Source organism: Niallia taxi (genome assembly GCF_032818155.1).
Taxonomy (GTDB): Bacteria; Bacillota; Bacilli; order Bacillales; family Cytobacillaceae; genus Niallia; species Niallia taxi_A.
The window spans coordinates 2,100,387-2,122,326 of sequence record NZ_CP102589.1 but is presented as its reverse complement, the minus strand read 5'-3'; the positions used below and the strand labels follow the sequence as shown (position 1 = coordinate 2,122,326).

Here is a 21,940-nt window from a genome sequence, read left to right as displayed (position 1 = left end):
AGTAAGTTTTACTAGGAAAAGATATCCTTACAAATATTCTTTAACACGCTTACAAATTCCTTTTTAGTGAATATAAATAATAAAAAGCTATTCACTAATTTATAGTGAATAGCGGTTATTCTCTCATTTTTATCTTGCTAACCAGCCACCATCAACTGCTAAAATATGACCGTTCATATAGTCAGAGGCCTTACTTGCTAAAAATACGATTACTCCCATTAAATCAGCTGGATCTGCCCAACGATTTGCGGGGATACGGGAAAGTATTTCCGCATTGCGCTTTTCATCGGCTCGAATTGGTGCTGTATTTGCTGTTTTAATATAGCCTGGAGCAATAGCATTTATCTGAATATTATATTCAGCCAGTTCATTGGCAAATGCCTTCGTAATCCCTGCAACTCCATGCTTACTTGCTGTGTATGGCGGAACAAACTTGCCGCCTTGGAATGCAAGCATGGAGGCAACATTAATGATTTTACCATTTCCTTGTTCCTTCATGATTCTCGCAACAGCTTGGCTTAAAAAATAAACAGCGTTCAAATTAATATCCATAACAGCATCCCAATCGTCCTCTTTATACTCAAGTAATGGAGCACGTCTGATTGTTCCTGCATTATTGACTAAAACATCGATTTTTCCAAAGGCTTCCTGACAGGCTGTAATTGCTGCTTTTGCTTGGTTCCTGTCAGTCAAATCGGCTTGATGAAAAACAACTGTTTTGCCTTCCTTCTCAATCAGCTCTTTCGTTTCACTCCAATTATCATCATGAGTGACAATAAAGACATCTGCACCCGCTTTAGCAAGTGCCACCGCATACCCTTGTCCTAACCCTGAATTTCCGCCAGTTACGATGGCGACCTGTCCATCTAGTTTAAAGAAATCTAAAGAAAATTGATCAAATTGTGTAGTCATCATTATATTCCTCCTTTTTTTACTAGATTCGTATTATTAGCGCAAGTCTTCCATTTTCACATGATCCATATCTGTATACGTAATATTTTCTCCGCACATGCCCCAAATGAAAGTATAATTATTTGTCGCAGTCCCTGTATGGATTGACCAGCTTGGTGAAATGGCTGCTTGCTCATTACTCATTACTAAATGTCTAGTTTCAGCCGGCTGCCCCATAAAGTGGAATACGCGAGTTTCTGGTTCCATATCAAAGTACAAATATACTTCCATGCGTCTTTCATGTGTATGGCATGGCATCGTATTCCAAACGCTTCCCGGTGACAGCATCGTCAAGCCCATTTGCAGCTGACAGCTTTCACACACATTCGGATGAACATATTGATAAATTCTTCGTTCATTAAGTGTTCCAGGCTCTCCAGCTTGAAGTGGCTCAATTTTATTTATGTCAATTTTCACAGTTGGATATTGATGATGTGCAGGGGTTGAGTTGATATAAAACTTCGCCGGATTTTCTGGATTTTCTGAACGGAATATTACTTCCTTTGTTCCTTTCCCAACATACAAACCATCTCTTTTTTGCATGCCATATACTTCTCCATCTAAAATGACAGAACCATCTCCGCCAATATTGATAATTCCCAGTTCTCTACGTTCTAAGAAATATTCAACACCTAATTCCTTATCTAAGGTAATTGTCAGTTCGTTTTGCGCTGGTGTTACACCACCAAAAATCATTCGATCATTATGCGTATAAGTAAGGTGGACATAGCCTGGTTCAAAAATTGTGTCAACAAGGAAATGATTTCTCAGTTCATCTGTCGTATATTTTTTCATGTCCTCAGGATGGATGGCATAACGAGTAGCTAATTCTGTCATTTTAAATCGCTCCTTTATTTTTCTATAATTGTCAGCGGGAAATCCGCCCTGATCCTGCTTCTATAAATCTAGTGATTTCTTGTTTGGTGAATTGACTGCAATCTCCGTAAATCGTATGCTTTAATGCGGATGCTGCTGTTGCGAATGCAACGATTTCGGCTGGTGCTTGTTCTTCTAAAAGACCGCATAAAATTCCTGACGCAAATGCATCCCCTCCACCAACCCTATCGATTATTGGCTTAATATCATGCACTTTCGATTGATAAAGTTTGCCGTCCATATACAAGTTTCCTTGCAGCTCATTGTGGGAGGCTGAATGCACTGTGCGGAAGGTAGATGCCATTACAGCAATATTTGGATACATCTCCTGCATTTTCTCGTAATAATAGACAAGCCTTTCCTGTTTATCCCATTCACTTCTTGCCTTAGGGATACTAAGCAGATGAATAGCATCCAGTTCCCCGCATGAACAAATATCCACATATGGCAATATTGGCTTAATTGCTGCTGCAGCCTCTTCTTGACTCCATAATGTTGCTCTGTAGTTAAAATCAAAGCTTACTTGGACCCCAAGCCTTTTTGCCGTTTTAACAGCCTGCAAAACCAATTCTCTTAAACTTTCTGATAATGCTAATGTAATACCGGAAATATGAAAAATGTCAGCATCTTTAAAGATTGCTTCAAAATTTAACTCATCACTTGTGATTTCAGAAAAACTAGAGTATTTTCGGTCATATGTCACATGCGGACTGCGCTCACCACTGCCATTTTCCAAATAATAGGTTCCTAATCGTTGACCGCCTGTGAGCAGAAAGTCTGTTGATACACCGTTTCCATTAAGATGCCGACATACACCTTTACCTAGCGGATTATCCGGTACTTTGCTGACAAAATATGTATGATATCCGTATCCGGCAAGGGCAATGGCGACATTTGCTTCTCCGCCTCCATAATGCATGTGAAGAGTGTTTGCTGTACGAAGACGCTCGCCTTGATTAGTAGAAAGCCTCAGCATAATCTCTCCAAATGTGACAACCTTTTTCATGAAGATTTGCCTCTAGCTTCCTTTACTTTTTCTACATACTGCCTCGCATAGGCGGTAACTTGCTCAAAATTGCCCACACTAGCTGGTGCTACCAAGTTGCCGCCTACACCAACAGCTGCACAGCCGTTCCCAATCCATTCATGAATATTTTCCAGGCTTACACCACCAGTTGGCATAATGTTCACATGTGGAAGTGGTGCTTTCACAGCCTTTACATAATCAGGTCCAAAGGCGCTTCCAGGAAAGAGCTTGATTATATCGGCACCATATTCAAGGGCCTGTTTCATTTCTGTCACCGTCATACATCCTGGCATATACGGAATTTGATACAAGTTACATAGTTTAGCAGTTTCCTTGTCAAAACATGGACTGACAATAAACTGGGCACCTGCCATAATAGCAAGCCTTGCTGTATGAGCATCCAACACTGTTCCTGCTCCAATGACAACATCGTTTGAGTTTTGGTAGCTTTCTACCAGCTCCTTAATAGCCTTTTCTGCATTTTGCACTGTGAAGGTTACTTCAATCCCGGTGATTCCTCCCTCAACACATGCTTGAGATGTTTTAACGGCTTCTTCAGGTGTGGTTGCCCGGATTACTGCAACAACCCCACAATCTGTCACTTTTTTCAAAGTATTTGCTTTATTCATCTTGCACCTCCGAAAATAACGTTATATAATTTCTTATAAGGAAACTCCATTTATTATTTGGAAACACAAGTTCATTATAGCTTCTATTGAAAACGAATTCAAGAAAAAACAAATTTTTGCTAATTAAAATTAATTTCGCCATTTAAGGGAGGAAAAGGAAAATGATTAATTTAGGTATTAGAGCGCATGATTTAACTAGCCATTCACTGGAAGAATTGGCAAATGAAGCTGCCAATAAAGGATTTTCTGCTGTCCAATTAGCTCTCGCAAAATCATTCCCTTCATTGAACATACGAAACGGCAGCCTTTCCACAGGCCTCGCTTCCCACATTAGTGGAGCCTTCAACCAAGCTGGCATACAAATTGCGGTGCTAGGCTGTTATATTAATATGATTCATCCTAATCCTGAAATTCGGCAGCAAGAATTAACAAGATTTAAAGAGCATGTAAGATATGCACGAGATTTCAATTGCAGTATTGTCGGAACTGAAACTGGCAATATTCTGGAAGTAATGGAATACACGGAGGAAAACTTCACCGAAGAAGCGTTTCAAAGAGTTTCAGTTAGTGTAAAAGAGCTTGTTGCTGAAGCTGAAAAGTTTGGGGTTATCGTCGGAATTGAAGGTGGCATTAACCACCCTATCCACACTCCATTTCATATGAAGAGATTATTGGATATTGTCGATTCTAATAACCTGCAAGTTATCTATGATCCTGTTAACTTCATCACACTTGATAACTATCATGACCAGGAAAAACTCTTTTTGGAATCTGCCGAGCTGTTTGGCGACAGAATTGCCATTGTCCACTTAAAAGATTTTATGATAGAAGACAACAAAATAATGACGGTTCCTGTAGGAAAAGGACAGCTTGACTATAAAAAGCTGTTTACATGCTTCAAGAAAAAGAAGCCTTTTATGTATTATTTGATGGAATCGACCACAGAACCTCATATCAAGGAAAGTGCGGATTTCATAAGAAACGTGTACAATAGTATCAACTAAAGCTGATGGAAGGGAGTGAATTTTTCCCTTTCCGCGTGAAAAAGGAAGGAAGTCAATGGAAAAACAACTATATGGAACTGTTTTGCTGAAAGCAGACAGAATATTAGCCTACTTGGCAGACTGTCAGGAGCCGCAAGCATTGTACACAATCGCAAAAGAAACCGAATTAACGAATTCTACTGCGTTAAAGATACTGGAAACACTAAATTACATTGGATACGTTCAAAAAGACACAGAATTAAAAAAGTTCTCTCTTGGTCCGACAATTATTAAATATGCCAATAGAGCCATACAGCATCTTGATATAAAAGAGATTGCCCAGCCTCATCTTGAAGCATTACAAGCAGAAACAGGCGAAACTGTTCACCTTGGTATCCAGGATAAAACAAATATCGTGTATATTGCCAAAATTGAAAGCAAAAACCCGATTTGCCTTTATTCAAAAGTCGGCAAAAGTATTCCCATTTATTGTTCTGCAATGGGAAAAGCGGTCCTTGCTGAACGCGGCGATGACGAGGTCGAAGAATACCTTGAAAAAAATAATTTGGTTAAAATGACAGAAAACACCATTACAACAAAAGCTGGCTTTCGCAAGGAAATTGCAAGCATCAGAAGCCTTGGTTATGCCAATGATAATTGTGAACATGAAGAGGAAGTATTTTGTATAGGTGCCTCCATATCAATCAATGAAAAAAACTATGGTGCCATCAGTGTCAGTACCCCAAAATACAGAGTATCAGAGGAGTTTGAGCAAAAGGTGATTAAAGCTGTTCAAAGCTGCCAAGAAAAGATAAAAAAAGATATTATTGCTTCCTTATAAGGAAGCAATACAAAAAAACGAAAGCTCTTGCTAATATCAGCAAGAGCTTTCGTTTCCTATTGCTTCTATTTTCTCTCGCCTAGCCTAAAGTATTCAAATGCATTGTTATAAGAAATGTCTTGCACTATTTTTCCGAGAAGCTTTTTATCATTAGGTGCTTCCCCTGATTCCACCCATGTGCCGATAAGATTACACAAAATCCGTCTGAAATAATCATGTCTAGGATAGGACAGGAAGGAGCGGGAATCTGTCAGCATACCGACGAATGTGCTAAGCAGCCCAAAATTAGAAAGGGAGCTAAGCTGTTTCTCCATGCCATCCTTCTGATCATTAAACCACCAGGCAGTTCCAAACTGAACTTTCCCTTTAATACCTTCCTTCTGAAAAGAACCTGCCAATGTTGCCAGCATGTCATTATGAACTGCATTTAAATTATAAAGAATTGTTCTCGGAAGTTTATCCTCATATTCCAACTCATTCATAAACAAGGCAAGCTTCTCCCCATAGTTCCAGTCACCAATAAAGTCAAAGCCAGAATCAGATCCAAGCTTTTGCAGCATTCTTGTGTTAGGATCTCTTGCTGCACCTATATGGAGCTGCATAGTCCAGCCTAGTTCTGCATATTTCCGTCCAAGTAAAAGCAGCAGCTCTGTCGTATATTGCTCCACTTCATGCTCTGACAGCAAAATATTTGCACGTCTTTTAGTAAATATGGCAGACAGCTCTTTGTCTGTTGCTCTTGCAAATGGAATGCTTGTAAAGGCATGATCAGAAATAAAGCAGCCGTTTGCATGAAAATAATCCATCCGCATCATAATTGCATCGACAAGCAGTGGGAAATTGTCTATCGAAAAGCCCACAGCTTCCCCTAAATGATCTATATATTCGTTATAGTCTTCTCTGTCAATTCTTAACAGCCGATCCGGCCTAAACGTTGGGGTAACAGATGTAGAAAAAGCACTGCCAGCAATAGCTTTATGATGTTGCAACACATCCGTTGGGTCATCTGTTGTACAAATCCACTCCACATTCGAATCTGTTATGAGCTTTTGGACATGGAAGCCTTCGCTTTTGATTTGTCTGTTACAAACATCATAAATGTCCCGCCAATTGTCGCTTGAGAGCTGTTCTTCCACACCAAAGTATTTTTTCATTTCCATCGCAGACCAATGGAGAAGCGGATTACCAATTGTATACGGCAAGGTCTTCGCCCAAGCCTGGAACTTTTCCTCATCTGTCCTATTTCCTGTTATAAACGCTTCTTCTATTCCGAATGTACGCATTGCACGCCATTTATAATGGTCACCAGCTAGCCATATTTCTGTTATACTCTCAAAGCCTCTATTCTCTGCGATTGCTTGCGGGTCCAAATGGCAATGATAATCTATAATTGGAAGATTGCTTGCATAGTCATGATAAAGTAGTTTAGCAGTTTCATTGTTTAGCAGAAACGTTTCTTCATCCATAAATCGCTTCATGTTTTTCCCTACCTTCTCCCTTTATTAAGCCATTCCATTTCTGCACTTGCCAAAATAAATGGTCCTAAGCCTTTATGGTCATTTGTTACAATTGGTTCACTTATATAATAAGTGAAGGTGCCATCACGCTTATCTGCACCCCCAAGTCCGCCGACATAGCAGATTTTATTAACATTGATATAACCTTCCTTTGTTTCTGTTATAAATTCATCAAGGATTCCTTCATATATTTTTTCAGCAATCTCATACCATGCTTCCTCTAAATAACCTTTGCGCACACCTTTGGCAATGGCATAAAGAAACATGCAGCTACAGGAAGATTCAAGGTAATTTCCTTTTCTAGTTCCTTGGTCAAGAATTTGATACCATAGTGCCGTCTCTTTATCCTGGAATTTCATAACCGCTTCCAGTACATCCTTTAGCATCACTATTAATCTTTGTTTCTGTTCATTTCCGTCCAAATAGTCGAGAACATCTACAAGTGCCATCGCAAACCAGCCAACAGAGCGTCCCCAAAAGTGCTGTGAAAGTCCTGTTTCCTTATCAGCCCATGGCTGCTCTCTCGTTTCATCATAGGCATGATGTAATAATCCCGTTTTATCATCCTTCGTATTCTTTTCACAAAGTAAAAATTGATTGATTACGTCATCCCAATTCTCCTCTTCGCCGTAAGTATGGATGTACTTTCCGTAAAACACAGATCCCATATACAAACCGTCAAGCCATACTTGGTAAGGATAAATTTGTTTATGCCAAAATGAGCCTTCCATAGTACGTGGATGTCGACGAAGCTGTTCTCTCAACAAATCAACAGCCTTTTTATACCTTTCATCTTTTGTTTCGTTATACAGATCAATCAAAATTTTGCCGTTATTTACATGGTCAATATTAAATTCCTGTAAGCTGTACTTCGGTATATTGCCAACCCCATCAACGAATAAGTCTAGATTTCTTCTTATATAATCCAAATACTCCCTGTCACCAGTTTGTTTCCATAATAGGTACATGCCTTCAAGGACAACGCCATCCTCATATTCCCACCTCATTCTCGGATTGATATTCGGCTTTCTTTCCATCACGCTTTTGGCAGCTTTTGCCCCCCAGTTGTTATACGTCTGCTTCTTTTCAAATACTTTTTCCAATTTTATCACCTCGAAAAGTTATTTATACATCCGCTGAAATGTTCACGTTAACATTTATATGAATAAGTGTAAGGGTTTACAACCTATTTTTCAAGAATAAACTCATTATTCCTTCCATTTAACTAAACAGTCTTTCTCGCTTGGTATCCGAGCGTTTTATTGCCAAAACACTCTTCATACTTAAATCCTGTAAGATATTCCACCATTTCCTTCGTTTCTTTGTCAACTTCCAGTTTTGAACCACCATTGTTAATACGTTCAATTTCTTTAATTATCATCGCATGTGTTTTGCGGTCGAGCTTCATCTTGTAGGTTACAAAGATAGCAATTAACGCCAATCCTATAACGCCGACTGCTAAAACCCAAACTATTGCATTTACAGCCGATTCAGGCTGGACTGCTTTGCCTGACACAAAACCGAACTGTTCTAAAATCCACCCTAACAGGAAAACGATAACTGCGCGTACAAGCTTTCCTGCAAACGTCATCGTTCCTGCATAAATCCCTTCTCGTCTCCTTCCTGTAACGAGCTCATCTACATCTGCGAGGAAAGTATAAACTGTCCATGGAATATAGTAAACTCCGCCAGTTCCAAATCCAAATATAGCGGTTATAACGATTATTAGTATCATCAAATTGGATGAACCAGTGAAATATAAAGCTGCGTAGCCAACTACTGTCATAATAACAACCGTTAATGCCATTCTGTATGGCTTGGCAAATCCCATCTTTAAGCATATGCCAATAAAAATGGCTGTGAAAATCAGTTGGAGAATAGAATTCATACTGTTGAGATTTGATACCACTTCTGAGCTGTGACCTAAACCAAAAATGATAAAATAAGTGAACATGGAAGCAAACAGCCACTCAGCACCAAATCCAAACAAGTACATTCCTAAATGATGACGAAATGTCCTTATTTTGAAAGTAGACAGCATATCAACTACAAGCTTTTTTAAAGATTCAAAAAGATTGCCTCCGCTTTCTTCATTCTTAATACTTTCAAACGGTCTTTCCCATGAGAAGAAATATAGCGCTATCATTGCGAGCATCATGATGACTCCATATACCATTCCCGTGTATAGAAATGGTGTGGCCACATCTTGTCCGTATTCAGCAATAAATCGGCCAGGAATAAATGCAGCCAAGAATCCTGCGATTTTACCAAAAATAGCCTTGTATCCGGTCAGCTTCGTCCGCATACTGAAACTATCTGTCATCTCGGTCGCTATCGTTTCATAAGGAACCATGATTCCAGTATAGATCAGTTCAAATAAAATATAGGTTGATAGATAATACCAGTAACCAAATCCTTCAACCCAAATCATTGGATAAACAAGCATGAGGGGAATACCGAGCAAAATAAAAAATCTTCTCCTACCGAATTTTCTGCCTAGTTTTGTTTTGTGGAAATTATCTGTAATAAATCCCATGATAGGATTACTTATCGCATCCACCATACTTGCAATAGAAAAGATGGAAGCAGCTTGAACTGCAGACAATCCACAAAAGGTTGTTAAAAAGTACATGAGCCAAGCGCCACTGATTGCTAAAGCTCCACTTCCTAATAAATTGCCGCTTCCATATGCAAGTTGATGTGTCAAACCTATTTTTCTAGCCATATTTCCTTCTCTCCTAACAATGAACTAAAGATTTGCTTTCTTCTTAATGAATGATGCACTTTATGTTAACGTTAACAATAAAATCATTATAGTGGATTGCTCAACGTTGAGCAATCGTTTTCAAATTATTGTCACAAAATATTTTAAAGGGTGTGAACACATCACACCCTTCAAATTACAAGGTAACACCATCTTTAAAGATAGCAATCTCTCTAAACTCATTTTTCTCATGATTAACAAGCTGACCGCTCGCAACGGTTATGATGTAATCAATAAATTCTTGCAGGACAGCTTCTTCCTCTACATTCTCAAGAAGGCTGCCTGCATTGAAATCAATCCAGTGGGATTTATCTTGATAGAGCGGTGTGTTAGTCGATACTTTAATTGTTGGCACAAAGCTGCCAAATGGAGTGCCTCTTCCTGTTGTAAATAAAACAAGCTGACAGCCTGCAGCGCCCAATGCTGATGTTGCTACGAGATCATTGCCTGGAGCACTCAAAAGATTCAAGCCATGCTTGGCGAGTTTTTCCCCATATTTCAAGACATCTACAACAGCAGCACTTCCTGCTTTTTGTGTGCAGCCGAGTGACTTATCTTCAAGTGTGGTAATTCCGCCAAGCTTGTTACCAGGCGAAGGATTCTCATAAACAGGCTGGTTATAGCGCAGGAAGTATTCTTTAAAGTCATTGATTAATGTTACTGTCTTATGAAATACCTCTTCTGTTTCTGCACGCTCCATTAAAATTTTTTCTGCGCCAAACATTTCAGGTACTTCTGTCAACACAGTTGTCCCTCCCTGTGCGATCAGAAAATCTGAAAACCGGCCTAATAGAGGGTTTGCGGTGATGCCCGAAAAACCGTCCGAACCTCCGCACTTCAACCCAACCTTTAATTCAGATAAAGGAACGTCCTCTCTTACATCATTTTTCGCATTAGTATAAATTTCTTTCAAAAGCGCAACTCCTGCATCTATTTCATTAGAGACCGACTGAGAGGATAGAAATTTCACCCTGCTTTCATCAATACTCCCTAGTGATTCCTTAAAATCTTCAATTATATTATTCTCACAGCCTAGTCCTAATACTAATACTCCACCCGCATTCGGATGTGTTGCCGCATTTCCAAGGATTGTTTTGGTATACTCATGGTCATCCCCAAGCTGTGAGCATCCATAGTTATGCTTAATAACTTGAATGTTTTCAAATGGTGCAATATCCCCCACTTCACGAATAAATTCCTTCACTATTAAATCAGCTATCCCGTTCACACAGCCAACTGTTGGTACGATAAACAATTCATTCCGAATACCGACATTGCCATTTTTTCTTTTGTACCCTTTGAATGTGCGTTTCTCGTTTTGAACAGGGATATAACTTATTTGAGGTAAATAACTGTATTCCTCGATTCCAGAAAGATTTGTTTTCGTATTTTGGGTATGCACCCAAACACCAGCTTGTAAATCTGTTGTCGCATGGCCGATTGGAAATCCATATTTAATAATATCGCTGTTTTTAAGAATGGATGTAGTGGAGATTTTATGGCCTCTTTCAACATCCTCCTTCAATTCAAGCTCCTTTTCATCAACCAATAGCTTCGTACCTGCTTGCAAATTCTTTAAAGCGACAATCACATTGTCCTTTTGGTTAATTTTTATAAATTCACGCATGTTTCAAACCCTCCATTAAACTTCTAATATATGAAACAAATATATCGGACTTTAGCATAAGTCAAATCCAAATAGTTACTAGTGAGTATTAACTAAGCATGCTTGAAGTGCATCTCTCATGCCTGAATGCTCCATCATCATTAAATGGTTGGTAATAGTATCAGCTAAGCCAGCTAATTCGCTTAAATCCTGCTCCCATAACATTTTCTCCTGCAATACGTTCCGTACAAAAGTATGCATGGAAGACTGAGACCCATCCACTGTGTTCCATTGCTCATGAAAGAATGTAAGAATAGAATCATCATCTCGAAGCATTATTTGTTGATCACCACGTTTACCTTTATAAAAGAAAATAAGCGCACTTAAGGAAAATACTAGCTTCTGGGGAAGATGTTCTTTTCGGTCAACAAACTCCAGCAATGACGGCAAATCCCTTGTTTTAAATTTTGAAATGGAATTTAAGGAGATATCCATAACATAATGGGTAATATACGGATTTAAGAACCGGTCCATAATTTCATCTGCATAAGCAGTCAGCTCTGCTTTTGGAAGGTCAAGTGTTGGAATAATTTCATTAAAAATCAATTCCCGCACGAATTCGCCAATTTGCCCATCCAGCATCGCTTCACCGACCGTCTCCTTATTGCATAAATAAGAAATTGGCGTCATTGCTGTATGTGCTCCATTCAGGATTCTGACCTTTCTACTCCTGAATGGTGTCATATCATCCACTATTAATGTATTTAGCCCGGCCTCTTCGACAGGAAGCTCTGCTTTCAGCCAAGCTGGACCTTCGATTACCCATAAATGATATTGTTCACCAACAACAACAAGGCGATCCTCGTACCCTAACTCCTCTGTAATTTCGCTAATGGAATCCTTAGGATATCCAGGAACAATCCTGTCCACTAAGCTCGAACAAAAAACATTGTATTCTTCCAGCCAGTTTGTAAATTCACCTCCTAAATTCCATAAAGACGCAAATGTAAGGACGATTTTTTTCAACTCATCGCCATTTCTGTCAATCAACTCACATGGAATAATAATAACTCCCTTCTCCTTACTGCCATTAAAATATTGATAGCGATGATAAAGCAATGCTGTCAGCTTGCCTGGAAAACTGCTTTGCGGGGAATCGGTCAATTTATCATCAGGGGCAAAAGCAATTCCTGCCTCTGTCGTGTTGGAAACGATAAAGCGAAGCTCTGGATTTTCTGCGAGCTTTATATATTCTCCATACTCTTTATATGGATCAATCCCTCTGGAAATCGCCTCAATCACTGTATGCTCTCTGACAGCGCTACCATTTTTTAAACCTTGAAGAAACAACGTATAAAGTCCATCTTGATCATTCAGCTTACTAACCGTTCCGTTTGCACGTGGCTGAACAATCACCACACTGCTTCTGAATCCAGCAGTTTTATTCATCCTGTCAACTTGCCAGTCGACAAAGCCTCGCAAAAAGTTTCCTTCACCAAACTGGACAATTCTTTCTGGATACGTATTTCTTTTTTCAATCCAACTGGTTTTTATGCTTTTAGTCAAAGGGAAACGCCTCCTTATTATTTTATGCACACGTTAACATTTTGTGTGGCCAAAACAAAACGTCTACACACTTAATATACCGTTCGTTTTCCATTCTATCAACCTTTTCCTTTAAAAATATGAGCATAATCATCCGATTATGCTCACGTTAACATTTTATTTAAAGTTGCGGAATAACCGAATCACGAATAATTAGTTCTGTCTTTACAAACACACTTTCACCTGTCTCATTAGAATCGTTTATAAGCTCTAACAGCTTTTTTGCGCCTTTTTGGCTGATCTGTTCAATTGGTCTTTGCACAGTGGTAAGCTTCGGCATAACATATTGGCTAAAAGCACTGTTATCAAAACCGACAATGGAGATGTCATTAGGTACATGCAAGCCGTTTGCAAAAATCGCATTGATTGCGCCAATTGCCATATCGTCATTTGAACAGAAAACAGCGCTTGGAGGGTTGTTCAAAGCTAATAGCTGCTCCATTGCATTATAGCCGCTTTCCATATCATAGCTGCCCTTCACAATATAGCGTTTGTTTATCGCTAAACTATTTTGCATTAATGCCTGCATATAGCCATTTTTCCTCTTTAAAGCTGTTTTAAAGCTTTCTTTTCCTTCAATTATTGCAATTCTTGCATGGCCCTGACTAATTAAATAATTAGTTGCCTCCATCGCGCCAGATTCATCATTTGAAAGAATGTTTGTAATGGACGGATCATCTATTTCCCGATTGAGAACGACTATCGGGATGTTTTGCTGCTTCACATGTTCAATAAAAGCATCATCTTCATCGCTTTGACTCATTAATACAATTCCATCAAACCTTTGTCCATTGATGGCAGCAAAATCCTTAAAATCATCAATGCCTCTGACGAACAAATTATAATTCTCATCTATTTCCCCGTTAACCCCTTTTATTACATTCGCAAGGAAAGTTGAAGAAGTCCCGTTTGAAATGCTTGTAAAAAACAAGCCGATCGTATATGACTTTTTCAGGACAAGGCTTTTGGCACTATAATTTGGCACATAATGCAGCTGTTCGGCCAGCTCCAGTATTTTCTTTTTTGTATCTGGCTTAATAAGCGGGCTTCCATTAAGAGCCCTTGAAACGGTTGTATGGGAAACATTAGCTAATTTGGCAATATCCTTAATTGTTACACCCAATGGTATCACTCACTTTTCTTATTCTACCTATTAGTTTACTTGAAATTTTCAACAGTGGTCAAGATTTGAATACTGCTTATTAATTTTAGGATATTAATGTATTAAACAACTAAAATAGGCATTTTTTCCCTTATATATACCTTTAGAACATGATAGCATTTAATTTGTAAGCGCTTAAACACAAAGAGAGAGGAGTTAAAGAATGAATAAGTACATAAGATCAGCTTTATTGGTTGTTTTAGGCTTCGCCTTGATTTTCTCTTACAGCACAGGTGCTAGCGCAGCAAAACAACAAAAGGACAAAACATCTTATCAAACAGTTACGGAAGTTAAGGATTGGGGAACGGTTGTTACAAAGCTGATTGTCAATATTGACAAAAATATTACAAAAGGCAGTGTCAATAAGGATACGTTTCAAGTATATGTGAAAAGAACAGACAGCAGGCTTGCTAACCCATTGCTTGAGGAAGGCTATAATAATGTGACGAATGCATATGTTGCCGATAAAAATGGTACGGCTGTTAAATCTGGCAAGTATGTAGTATTAGAACTTGAGAATAGTCCGACTTTAACTATCAGCGCTGCTTTAAATTATGACTTTGTAACAGGACTGAATAATTGGGTAAACTTTGACTATACCATTAAACAAGTAAAAGACATTAATTCAAAGTCAACTAAGCTAACTGGTTTAACCATTACGAAGAACAATGGTTCGCAAAATGGACTGGTAGGCGAATTCTCTTTAGGTAAGCATTCAGCTGGAGGAACTACATTATCCTATGCTGATTTCGAGCCAGCAAAAGATAAGAGCAAAAATCCGCTGATTATTTGGCTGCATGGCGGTGGTGAAGGTGGAACAGATGCAACTATTCCAATTGCTGCAAATAAAGCAGTGAATTTCGCTTCTGAGGATATCCAATCTATTTTTAATGGGGCATATGTATTAGCTCCTCAAGCTCCAACTTACTGGATGGATGGTCTAACAGGAAGAGCTGATGGAACTTCTAAATATTCAGAAGCCTTAATGTCTCTTATCGAAAATTATGTGAACAGCAACCGTGATATTGACAAAAACCGTATTTATATCGGCGGAGCATCTAATGGCGGCTATATGACGCTGTTGATGACACGTGATCATCCTGATTACTTCGCAGGCGCCTTCCCTGTTTGTGAAGGATTAAATGATAAATATATCTCAGATTCTGATATTAATAAGCTAGCGAAAACTCCAACATGGTTTGTGACAGCAAAAAATGATAAAACATTGCTTCCGGAATTAAACACATTGCCAACATACGAACGTCTCATTTCTGCAAATGCAAAGGATGTTCACTTAACATTATATAATGATGTTCATGACACATCAGGTTTATACAAAAATGTGGACGGAAGTGCTTATCAATACGATGGTCACTGGTCATGGATTTATGTATTTAATAATGATCCTGTATCCAAAATAAATGGAAAAAATACAACTATAATGGAATGGCTTGCTTCAAAAACATTACATTAAAAAATCAACAAAAGCGGCTGACCATCAGCCGCTTTTGTCTATGTTACTACGAAATAACTTTATATTTTTTATCAACCTTAAATGCTAGTATGCCTAAAAACTCTGAGACTGTCATCCCTTCTACTTGACGGGAATACCACGATAATTTTACACCCATATCTTCACCATCATGCTGTACACCAAGTGGTTTATACCCCTTTTTTCCTGTTGTATTACTGTAATCAAACTCAATAATCAGTTCTTTTCCAGCTGGCGTCTCTAATTTTACTTTATATCGTGGATGAGTATACTCTGGCTTATACTTTACACCTTTGATTTTTGCTTTAGTTTTCATATAGTCTCCTTTATGAAAAAAATTTTTTCCATTCCTCTTATGATGTCAGGAATGACTGCCAACCTTCAAAAGAATAAGCTCTGGACGAAGCATTCAAACTCTCGTTTAATTACATACGTAATAGAGTAGATTCTTAAGAAAATAATCATCTGGTGTCACAGAGCCAAAGAAAATAGATGAATAAATGACAAAAATAATTCACTTTTAAGCCATACCATTTATATATATGGTGGAGCTCCATTTATATACCTGATTTTTCCGTTATTATTGCGATTTAATTTTCTTATTTTTTTACGTAAAAATGATATAATCATACATAGTTTATTTTTATTGGAGGAAAAAATGATAAATGCAATTGGTATAGCAGACTTTAACTTTAAGCCGACACAAACTTCCAACTATAAGATGCATGTGTCGAAAAAAATAAATGGGTTAAAAAATAAGTTTTCAGATAACTATGAAGTACTCTCTGTTTCTGAACCTTTTGATATAGATGGTGATATTCATGTACGAGTTTCCTGTTCCTTTGATATTCAACTCACTGAAATACCTTATTGCCGTTCGATAGATGACTATGTTGGTCATGTATTTCCAACATTAAAACAGCGGTTAAGCTCTAAGTTAATTTCGACAAAGGTACATTCTCTGACAAGAATTCTCACACCAGATGAAAAGAAATATTACTAACACTCCCTTTTTCATATATTTGAAAAAGGGTTTTTTCGTTTGTACATAGAAATAAACAAACTAATAAAGGAGTGATCATATGAAGAAGCATATATTAACATTAAAACAAGAAAATTTTCATGGCTCGTTTAGCAGAGACTATTCTCCTGTTTTAACCGTCGAATCTGGAGACTCGATTGAAATGAAAACATTGGATATTGAGTGGGGTTATTCTCCCTCAGAAGCTGAAGTGTACGAAAAATTCACCTCAAATAAATCGGAACAAAAGGCTGGTCATCCCATGATTGGACCAATTGCTGTAAAAGATGCAAAGCCAGGAATGGTGCTGGAAATTAAAATAAATGATATAGTGCCAGGCTGGTATGGAAGGAATTGGAGCGGGGGCTTGCCAAACTGGCAGAACATTGCGCTTGGAATTGCCAAGGAAGAAAAAATTCAGCTTGACTGGAAACTGGATGCCAATCAGATGACAGGATCCACTATTATTGGTGATAGAACTTTTTCTGTGGCCCTCCAGCCTTTTATGGGAGTAATGGGAGTAGCTCCAAAGGAGGATGGTGTTCATCCTACCCCACCTCCACGATATTGTGGTGGCAATATTGATTGTAAAGAATTGGTTAAAGGAAGTAGTCTGTTTTTACCAATATCTGTTGAAGGTGCGTTATTTTCCATTGGTGACGGTCATGCACTCCAAGGAGATGGAGAGATTTCTGGAACAGCGATTGAATGTCCAATGGACCTAGTAGACATTACATTAATTGCCCGAGACGATATGAAATTGCAATCCCCACTTGCCAAAACACCATCAGGATGGATTACATTCGGATTTCAGGAGGACTTGAACGAAGCCGCAAAGGATGCCTTAAATGAAATGATAACCTTTATGCAAAACAACTATGCTATAAGCAGAACAGAAGCAACTGCCCTATCAAGTACAGTTGTTGACCTAAGAATTACCCAAGTTGTTAATGGCGTGAAAGGCGTGCATGCAGTATTACCTTACGGGGCTTTGAGATAGGTACAAAGTGTGTGAGACATAAATATAATATCCTTTCAACATCTAACTAAAGCGTGGAATTATAAATAGTTGGTTTTTTATTTATTCAGTAAAAAATAATAATTAAAAGTCTTAGTGGAATGGAGCGAAAGCCACTCCTCCTGCGGGAAATAGAGAAAAAGCCGAGGAGGCTAAAGCTTCCTCCCCGCGGAAAGCAGAATGTAACGAACTAATGAATGATTAAACCAAACTATTATTAAACAATTAAATAGTTTGGTTTTGAATAATGCTTACAGACTTATGTCCCCACCAACTTTTTCCCATTATGAAACTTTTGCCATCTCCCTCCGTATAACTTATATAAATAAGAGTTCATAATGATAATACGAAGGGCAGGCCAAAAAAGATGAAACTGAAAAAGAAGAAGGAAAAAAAGGACCGTTCCGAATTAGCTGAACTAGCCATAGAACTAGTAGAGCCTCTCTACCTGCTAACACGCTTACTAATTAGAGCTATTGCCAAACTGCTAAACTAATAATTCATCTGTTACTTTGTTGCAAAATACAGATGATGATGTAAAGAGCATCTGTCATTATATTTCGCTCCACAATTTGCACAAGACGTCATGTCCTTATAGGCAGCAATGGAATGCTCCGTCTTACACACCCCACATAAAATTGCCTTTTCACCAAATTTCTGCGGTGGCCATACTTTAATCGGATGATCTGCAGCCTCTTCATGGCATTTATAGCAAGGATAATATGTATTACAGCAATAAAATTTAATAGCGATAACATCAATGTCACTATGATAATGCTTACACCTTGTCTGGTCATCTACTGTAAAACCAAGTACTTTCACCATTTATGTTTCTCTCTCCTTAAAAACTATTGATCTGAATTGCTCATTTCCCCATTATACAATGGAGCATGTTACAGTACCATCAATAAAAAGCGTGACTTTTATACAAACAGCATATATCGTTAATTTAATACGGCTCTGTTAGCATTTTTTCCAAGCATAATGCTGTAGCCATATACCTTTCTACACATTTAGCAGCATGCAGAAAACTATAAAAAAAGTGGAAATTCCATTTTCAAAAGGAATTTCCACTTTTTTACGTTAATTGCGGCAGAATTTTTTGCATTTCCTTTTCTGCTATTCCAAGACTGGCAAGCCATAAATCGGTTAAGCCAACACCATCTATTAACTCTATATTCAGCCCTTTTGCATAAACAATGGCATCCTCCGAAAAAATGCCTGCTGTCACGACATATCCGCCGGCTGCACGTTTTTTTACAACGTTTGAATGAACAAGAGCAATTTGTTCAAAACCAATTTCATACTCAGTTCTTACGATTTGCCCTAAAAACAAACCTTCCTTCGTTTGGTGTTCCAAATTGATTCCCAACCGATCTGCATCTGCCAGAACCCATGCAGTTCCTCCCCTTGTTTTTTCAAGCAAGCTTGCTGTAAAGGCTTCCAATGTAATGTCATCCTTTAATAAAAGGGAATGGTTTTCCAATTTCTTTCCTGTGGGAAGGAAGCGGAGATATAAGCCAAGTGCAAGGGTTTTTTTCATGTCCTGACTTGTATGTAGATGCTGCATAATTAATCTGCCTTTATATTCATCCTGCTTTTTTGTCCAGAAAAAATGGATGAAGGCAAGCACAATTAGAATACCTGCTATTAATTCCAAAAAAAGCAAAAGCTGTCCCCTCCTTTTCTATAAGGATAGACAGAAATTATAAAGAAATATACACATTGCTCTTACTTTTTAATACAAGCTTATACTCATGATTCTACTATTAAGGGGATACTTACAATGAAAGTAGTTCCTTCTCCTTCTATGGAATGAAAGCGAATATTGCCATTATGCTGTTCAATTATGTTATAGCAAACCATTAAGCCAAGACCTGTGCCTTTTTCCTTTGTTGTATAAAAAGGTTCACCCAGCTTGTTTTGAATATCTATTGGGATTCCAACTCCATTGTCGATTATTTCAAACATAGCATCTCCTTCTATTTCCTTGGCATTAACTATTATTTGCCCACTTGAAGGAACTGCTTCAATCGCATTTTTAATTATATTCATAAATACCTGCTTGATTTGGTCACCATTGCATTTACAATATAGCGGTTTATTTGGTATGTTGAAATGGAGAATTACATTTTCCATGTTTGCTTGTGATTGCATAAATGTGCAAATATCATATAAAAGCTTGGATAGGTCCATCACTTTTATTTCTGTTGAGACAGGCTTTCCGAGTAGTAATAACTCACTCGCAATCGTTTCAATTCGATTTATTTCTGCATCAAGAATTGGATAAACATCTTTAATATGCAAGGAGCCTTGTTCTGCGAGCTTCATAAAGCCTTTTATAGCAGTTAGTGGGTTTCTTATTTCATGAGCGATGCTTGCGGCAAGCTGGCCGGCAATCTCTAGCTTCTCGTTGCGAATCATCAGGTCATGATTTTCTTTTCGTTCTTTAATGTTTCGTGCAATATGAATAATTGTTTTTTTGTCCTCAAAAACAAAAGGAAACGACAAAACCTCGACATCGACCTTTTTCCCAGTCAAAGCAATTAACTGAATTTCACAAGTCGAAAAACGCTCCCTTTTTAAAACGCCGACTGCCTTCGCTTTAATTTGTTCATGAAAGGCAGGGTCAATTATCTCCCACACTACCTTATTGTGAAGCTGGGCAGAGTCTGACTCCATTAATTTTAATGCAGATTTATTTGTGTATGCAATATTTCCTCGTGACGTAATAAAAACGGCATCAGGCATTTCTTCTATTATTCTAGCATAATGTGATTGAGCTATTTTCAGAGTAGAAAGGGCATTTTTGTAATTCATTTCCCTTCTGATGGAAGGATGCAGATTTTCACTATCTTGGAAGCTCGATACGACCAGTTCATTATCTGACATAATATAATGATTGAATTTCATAATTTCCATATGGACAGATGCTGGCAATTGCATGCCATCAAACGCACAAATACCAAAGCTGTTTGACTTTTTTATAAATTGGTTGGCAGCTGCTTCATATTTAGATAGCCTTTCAAGCAGATTTTTCTGCCCCTCAAGCCAAATGACCTTTCCCCAGTGTCTGACTGGATTTCTAGTGTTTAAGAGAGGTGTTAACGCAGATGCAAATTTGTGCATTATTTTGTCAGGATCTAGCGGAGTATTCGCTTCATAAAACTCCATATTATCAATAAAGTTAATTTTCTCCAGCTGTGCTTGGGTAGTCCCCTGCTCCTTAAGGCGCTCATTAAGAAGCTTGAGGACCTTGTTACTATCAATAAACAGGATTTCTTGATTTAATTCGATACCTGCTGTTATAAAATAAAGGGCGTTTTCTATGTATTTATTAAACTCTGTGGAGACATACGAGATATGTGTTCCATTTGTGATGATTGTATTTTTACTCAAAGCCGCTTCAGGCTGTATAATATGTCTAGCAGTAATCGTTGCCATCCCAAGTCCCTACTTTCTTTAGTTGTGATCTGAGACATATTTAGTTGAATTTGTTAATATTGTCACCGCTACCATTTACCTTCTATCATACATTATTTTCTAGTAATTTTCCTAGGACAATTATCTCAAATAAATATATCCATATAAAAAAGACGCAAAATTCGCGCCTTTACTTTTTGTCTTCTTCCATCAAATGCTTAAGCACGGAAAGCCTGTTAAACCAAAACTGTTCATAATAGGCAATCCATTCCTGTACTTCAGCGAGAGGCTCTGGACTAAGAGTATATATCTTTTCTCTACCTGTTTTTCTGGCAGAGACAAGTTTAGCATCTGTAAGGACTTGCAGATGTTTTACAATAGCCGTTCTGCTGACTGGGAACTGGCTTGAGATTTCCGTTATCGGCATGTCTTTCTCAGATAACAGCTTTAGTACTTTTCTCCTCGTTGGGTCAGCAATTGCTTGAAAAACATCGGATTTTCCAGCCGCAGCTGTCATTATGCTTCTACTACCTTTTTTAACTTTTGAACAATACCGCTCCAGCCTTGATTCATTCTATCACGGATAATGGCAGACTTTTCATTTGCCTTGCCGATCAGTTCCTCTGTATTTTTCCAGCCACCATGAACGACAGTAAATTCCGTCTTTCCGTCAAGCTCTTTCAAAGAAAACGTAACAAACCACCCATCTGTATCCCAATCAAATGACAGTTTATGTGGTGGTTCCAATTCTGTTACCTTACAAGGAGATGGTCCGAACGGTGATTGAAGGTGGAATTCATAGCCAAGCTCTGCCTGAAAATCATTTGGCATAAACCATGCTGCGATCCCTTCTGCTGTGGAAACAAAGTTCCATACCTTTTCAATACTTGCGTCAATCGTAATAGTTTGATTAATGTCTTGCACTTTACCCTGGTTCTGATTGATTGTCATATGCTTTTGTTAGCTCCTTAAGATTCAGTTAATATAACACCTTTTGGTTATACTTCGGATTTTATAACACCTTT

The 21,940-nt window shown here is 38.2% G+C and carries 21 protein-coding genes; 5 read left to right on the top strand and 16 right to left on the bottom strand.

Going from position 1 to position 21,940, the window contains the following annotated elements:
• Positions 1–129: 129 nt before the first annotated feature.
• From kduD to NQZ71_RS10480, 4 genes are read right to left on the bottom strand one after another with little or no spacing between them, the layout of a single operon-like run.
• Positions 130–912 (bottom strand): 2-dehydro-3-deoxy-D-gluconate 5-dehydrogenase KduD, encoded by a 783-nt coding sequence (gene kduD / locus NQZ71_RS10495; RefSeq protein ID WP_144453423.1) that lies wholly within the window; start codon positions 910–912, stop codon positions 130–132.
• A 36-nt stretch (positions 913–948) separates the two neighbouring features.
• Entirely contained in the window at positions 949–1,788 is an 840-nt protein-coding gene (kduI, locus tag NQZ71_RS10490; protein WP_144453231.1) for a 5-dehydro-4-deoxy-D-glucuronate isomerase, read from the bottom strand.
• A gap of 31 nt (positions 1,789–1,819) precedes the next feature.
• Entirely contained in the window at positions 1,820–2,833 is a 1,014-nt protein-coding gene (locus NQZ71_RS10485) for a sugar kinase (protein WP_317010563.1), read from the bottom strand.
• The gene (locus tag NQZ71_RS10480) at positions 2,830–3,483 is read right to left on the bottom strand and encodes a bifunctional 4-hydroxy-2-oxoglutarate aldolase/2-dehydro-3-deoxy-phosphogluconate aldolase (RefSeq protein WP_317010562.1); all 654 of its coding nucleotides are present in this window, start codon (positions 3,481–3,483) and stop codon (positions 2,830–2,832) included. The genes NQZ71_RS10485 and NQZ71_RS10480 overlap by 4 nt, the downstream gene beginning before the upstream one ends.
• Positions 3,484–3,644: 161 nt before the next feature.
• Between NQZ71_RS10480 and NQZ71_RS10475 the strand changes: the two genes are divergently transcribed.
• Positions 3,645–4,487, top strand: a complete 843-nt coding sequence (locus NQZ71_RS10475; RefSeq protein WP_144453225.1) for a sugar phosphate isomerase/epimerase family protein — start codon at positions 3,645–3,647, stop codon at positions 4,485–4,487.
• A 55-nt stretch (positions 4,488–4,542) separates the two neighbouring features.
• Entirely contained in the window at positions 4,543–5,307 is a 765-nt protein-coding gene (locus NQZ71_RS10470; RefSeq protein WP_317010561.1) for an IclR family transcriptional regulator, read from the top strand.
• Between the two features lie 65 nt (positions 5,308–5,372).
• Here NQZ71_RS10470 and uxaC read toward each other — a convergent pair whose 3' ends face one another.
• From uxaC to NQZ71_RS10440, 6 genes are all read right to left on the bottom strand, one after another.
• Entirely contained in the window at positions 5,373–6,785 is a 1,413-nt protein-coding gene (gene uxaC / locus NQZ71_RS10465) for a glucuronate isomerase (protein WP_317010560.1), read from the bottom strand.
• An 8-nt stretch (positions 6,786–6,793) separates the two neighbouring features.
• Positions 6,794–7,927, bottom strand: coding sequence for a glycoside hydrolase family 88/105 protein (locus tag NQZ71_RS10460; protein ID WP_260054559.1), 1,134 nt, complete (start codon positions 7,925–7,927; stop codon positions 6,794–6,796).
• A gap of 122 nt (positions 7,928–8,049) precedes the next feature.
• On the bottom strand, positions 8,050–9,549 hold the full coding sequence (locus NQZ71_RS10455; RefSeq protein WP_317010559.1) for an MFS transporter: 1,500 nt from the start codon (positions 9,547–9,549) through the stop codon (positions 8,050–8,052).
• A gap of 175 nt (positions 9,550–9,724) precedes the next feature.
• Positions 9,725–11,215 (bottom strand): UxaA family hydrolase, encoded by a 1,491-nt coding sequence (locus NQZ71_RS10450; protein ID WP_275007877.1) that lies wholly within the window; start codon positions 11,213–11,215, stop codon positions 9,725–9,727.
• A gap of 78 nt (positions 11,216–11,293) precedes the next feature.
• Positions 11,294–12,760, bottom strand: a complete 1,467-nt coding sequence (locus NQZ71_RS10445; protein WP_317010558.1) for a tagaturonate reductase — start codon at positions 12,758–12,760, stop codon at positions 11,294–11,296.
• 160 nt (positions 12,761–12,920) lie between these two features.
• A complete protein-coding gene (locus tag NQZ71_RS10440) occupies positions 12,921–13,922 on the bottom strand; it encodes a LacI family DNA-binding transcriptional regulator (protein ID WP_260054555.1) in 1,002 nt (333 codons plus the stop codon).
• Positions 13,923–14,124: 202 nt separating this feature from the next.
• Between NQZ71_RS10440 and NQZ71_RS10435 the strand changes: the two genes are divergently transcribed.
• Complete coding sequence (locus NQZ71_RS10435; RefSeq protein WP_144453212.1) at positions 14,125–15,435, top strand: prolyl oligopeptidase family serine peptidase; 1,311 nt, start codon at positions 14,125–14,127, stop codon at positions 15,433–15,435.
• 46 nt (positions 15,436–15,481) lie between these two features.
• Here the strand turns inward: NQZ71_RS10435 and NQZ71_RS10430 are convergent, their stop codons facing one another.
• Positions 15,482–15,769, bottom strand: a complete 288-nt coding sequence (locus NQZ71_RS10430; RefSeq protein WP_275007885.1) for a hypothetical protein — start codon at positions 15,767–15,769, stop codon at positions 15,482–15,484.
• 342 nt (positions 15,770–16,111) lie between these two features.
• Between NQZ71_RS10430 and NQZ71_RS10425 the strand changes: the two genes are divergently transcribed.
• Both NQZ71_RS10425 and NQZ71_RS10420 read left to right on the top strand, forming a co-directional pair.
• A complete protein-coding gene (locus NQZ71_RS10425; RefSeq protein WP_144453208.1) occupies positions 16,112–16,456 on the top strand; it encodes a hypothetical protein in 345 nt (114 codons plus the stop codon).
• Between the two features lie 79 nt (positions 16,457–16,535).
• Positions 16,536–17,474, top strand: coding sequence for an acetamidase/formamidase family protein (locus NQZ71_RS10420; RefSeq protein WP_317010557.1), 939 nt, complete (start codon positions 16,536–16,538; stop codon positions 17,472–17,474).
• Between the two features lie 525 nt (positions 17,475–17,999).
• On the opposite strand, the gene NQZ71_RS10415 is transcribed toward NQZ71_RS10420, so the two are convergent.
• From NQZ71_RS10415 to NQZ71_RS10395, 5 genes are all read right to left on the bottom strand, one after another.
• Positions 18,000–18,317 carry a CHY zinc finger protein gene (locus NQZ71_RS10415; RefSeq protein WP_144453204.1) on the bottom strand — a complete coding sequence of 106 codons (318 nt, stop codon included), beginning with the start codon at positions 18,315–18,317 and terminating at the stop codon, positions 18,000–18,002.
• Between the two features lie 253 nt (positions 18,318–18,570).
• Positions 18,571–19,161, bottom strand: a complete 591-nt coding sequence (locus tag NQZ71_RS10410) for a restriction endonuclease (RefSeq protein WP_317010556.1) — start codon at positions 19,159–19,161, stop codon at positions 18,571–18,573.
• A gap of 86 nt (positions 19,162–19,247) precedes the next feature.
• Positions 19,248–20,936, bottom strand: a complete 1,689-nt coding sequence (locus NQZ71_RS10405; protein ID WP_317010555.1) for an ATP-binding protein — start codon at positions 20,934–20,936, stop codon at positions 19,248–19,250.
• Positions 20,937–21,105: 169 nt separating this feature from the next.
• The gene (locus tag NQZ71_RS10400) at positions 21,106–21,432 is read right to left on the bottom strand and encodes an ArsR/SmtB family transcription factor (protein WP_144453198.1); all 327 of its coding nucleotides are present in this window, start codon (positions 21,430–21,432) and stop codon (positions 21,106–21,108) included.
• Positions 21,432–21,866 (bottom strand): SRPBCC family protein, encoded by a 435-nt coding sequence (locus tag NQZ71_RS10395; protein WP_317010554.1) that lies wholly within the window; start codon positions 21,864–21,866, stop codon positions 21,432–21,434. The genes NQZ71_RS10400 and NQZ71_RS10395 overlap by 1 nt, the downstream gene beginning before the upstream one ends.
• Between the last annotated feature and the right edge of the window lie 74 nt (positions 21,867–21,940).

Bases quoted from the DNA above. Each gene is read 5' to 3' on its own strand.
- kduD (WP_144453423.1), bottom strand. From the start codon at position 912: ATGACTACACAATTTGATCAATTTTCTTTAGATTTCTTTAAACTAGAT.
- kduI (WP_144453231.1), bottom strand. From the start codon at position 1,788: ATGACAGAATTAGCTACTCGTTATGCCATCCATCCTGAGGACATGAAA.
- NQZ71_RS10485 (WP_317010563.1), bottom strand. From the start codon at position 2,833: ATGAAAAAGGTTGTCACATTTGGAGAGATTATGCTGAGGCTTTCTACT.
- NQZ71_RS10480 (WP_317010562.1), bottom strand. From the start codon at position 3,483: ATGAATAAAGCAAATACTTTGAAAAAAGTGACAGATTGTGGGGTTGTT.
- NQZ71_RS10475 (WP_144453225.1), top strand. From the start codon at position 3,645: ATGATTAATTTAGGTATTAGAGCGCATGATTTAACTAGCCATTCACTG.
- NQZ71_RS10470 (WP_317010561.1), top strand. From the start codon at position 4,543: ATGGAAAAACAACTATATGGAACTGTTTTGCTGAAAGCAGACAGAATA.
- uxaC (WP_317010560.1), bottom strand. From the start codon at position 6,785: ATGAAGCGATTTATGGATGAAGAAACGTTTCTGCTAAACAATGAAACT.
- NQZ71_RS10455 (WP_317010559.1), bottom strand. From the start codon at position 9,549: ATGGCTAGAAAAATAGGTTTGACACATCAACTTGCATATGGAAGCGGC.
- NQZ71_RS10450 (WP_275007877.1), bottom strand. From the start codon at position 11,215: ATGCGTGAATTTATAAAAATTAACCAAAAGGACAATGTGATTGTCGCT.
- NQZ71_RS10435 (WP_144453212.1), top strand. From the start codon at position 14,125: ATGAATAAGTACATAAGATCAGCTTTATTGGTTGTTTTAGGCTTCGCC.
- NQZ71_RS10430 (WP_275007885.1), bottom strand. From the start codon at position 15,769: ATGAAAACTAAAGCAAAAATCAAAGGTGTAAAGTATAAGCCAGAGTAT.
- NQZ71_RS10425 (WP_144453208.1), top strand. From the start codon at position 16,112: ATGATAAATGCAATTGGTATAGCAGACTTTAACTTTAAGCCGACACAA.
- NQZ71_RS10420 (WP_317010557.1), top strand. From the start codon at position 16,536: ATGAAGAAGCATATATTAACATTAAAACAAGAAAATTTTCATGGCTCG.
- NQZ71_RS10415 (WP_144453204.1), bottom strand. From the start codon at position 18,317: ATGGTGAAAGTACTTGGTTTTACAGTAGATGACCAGACAAGGTGTAAG.
- NQZ71_RS10405 (WP_317010555.1), bottom strand. From the start codon at position 20,936: ATGGCAACGATTACTGCTAGACATATTATACAGCCTGAAGCGGCTTTG.
- NQZ71_RS10400 (WP_144453198.1), bottom strand. From the start codon at position 21,432: ATGACAGCTGCGGCTGGAAAATCCGATGTTTTTCAAGCAATTGCTGAC.
- NQZ71_RS10395 (WP_317010554.1), bottom strand. From the start codon at position 21,866: ATGACAATCAATCAGAACCAGGGTAAAGTGCAAGACATTAATCAAACT.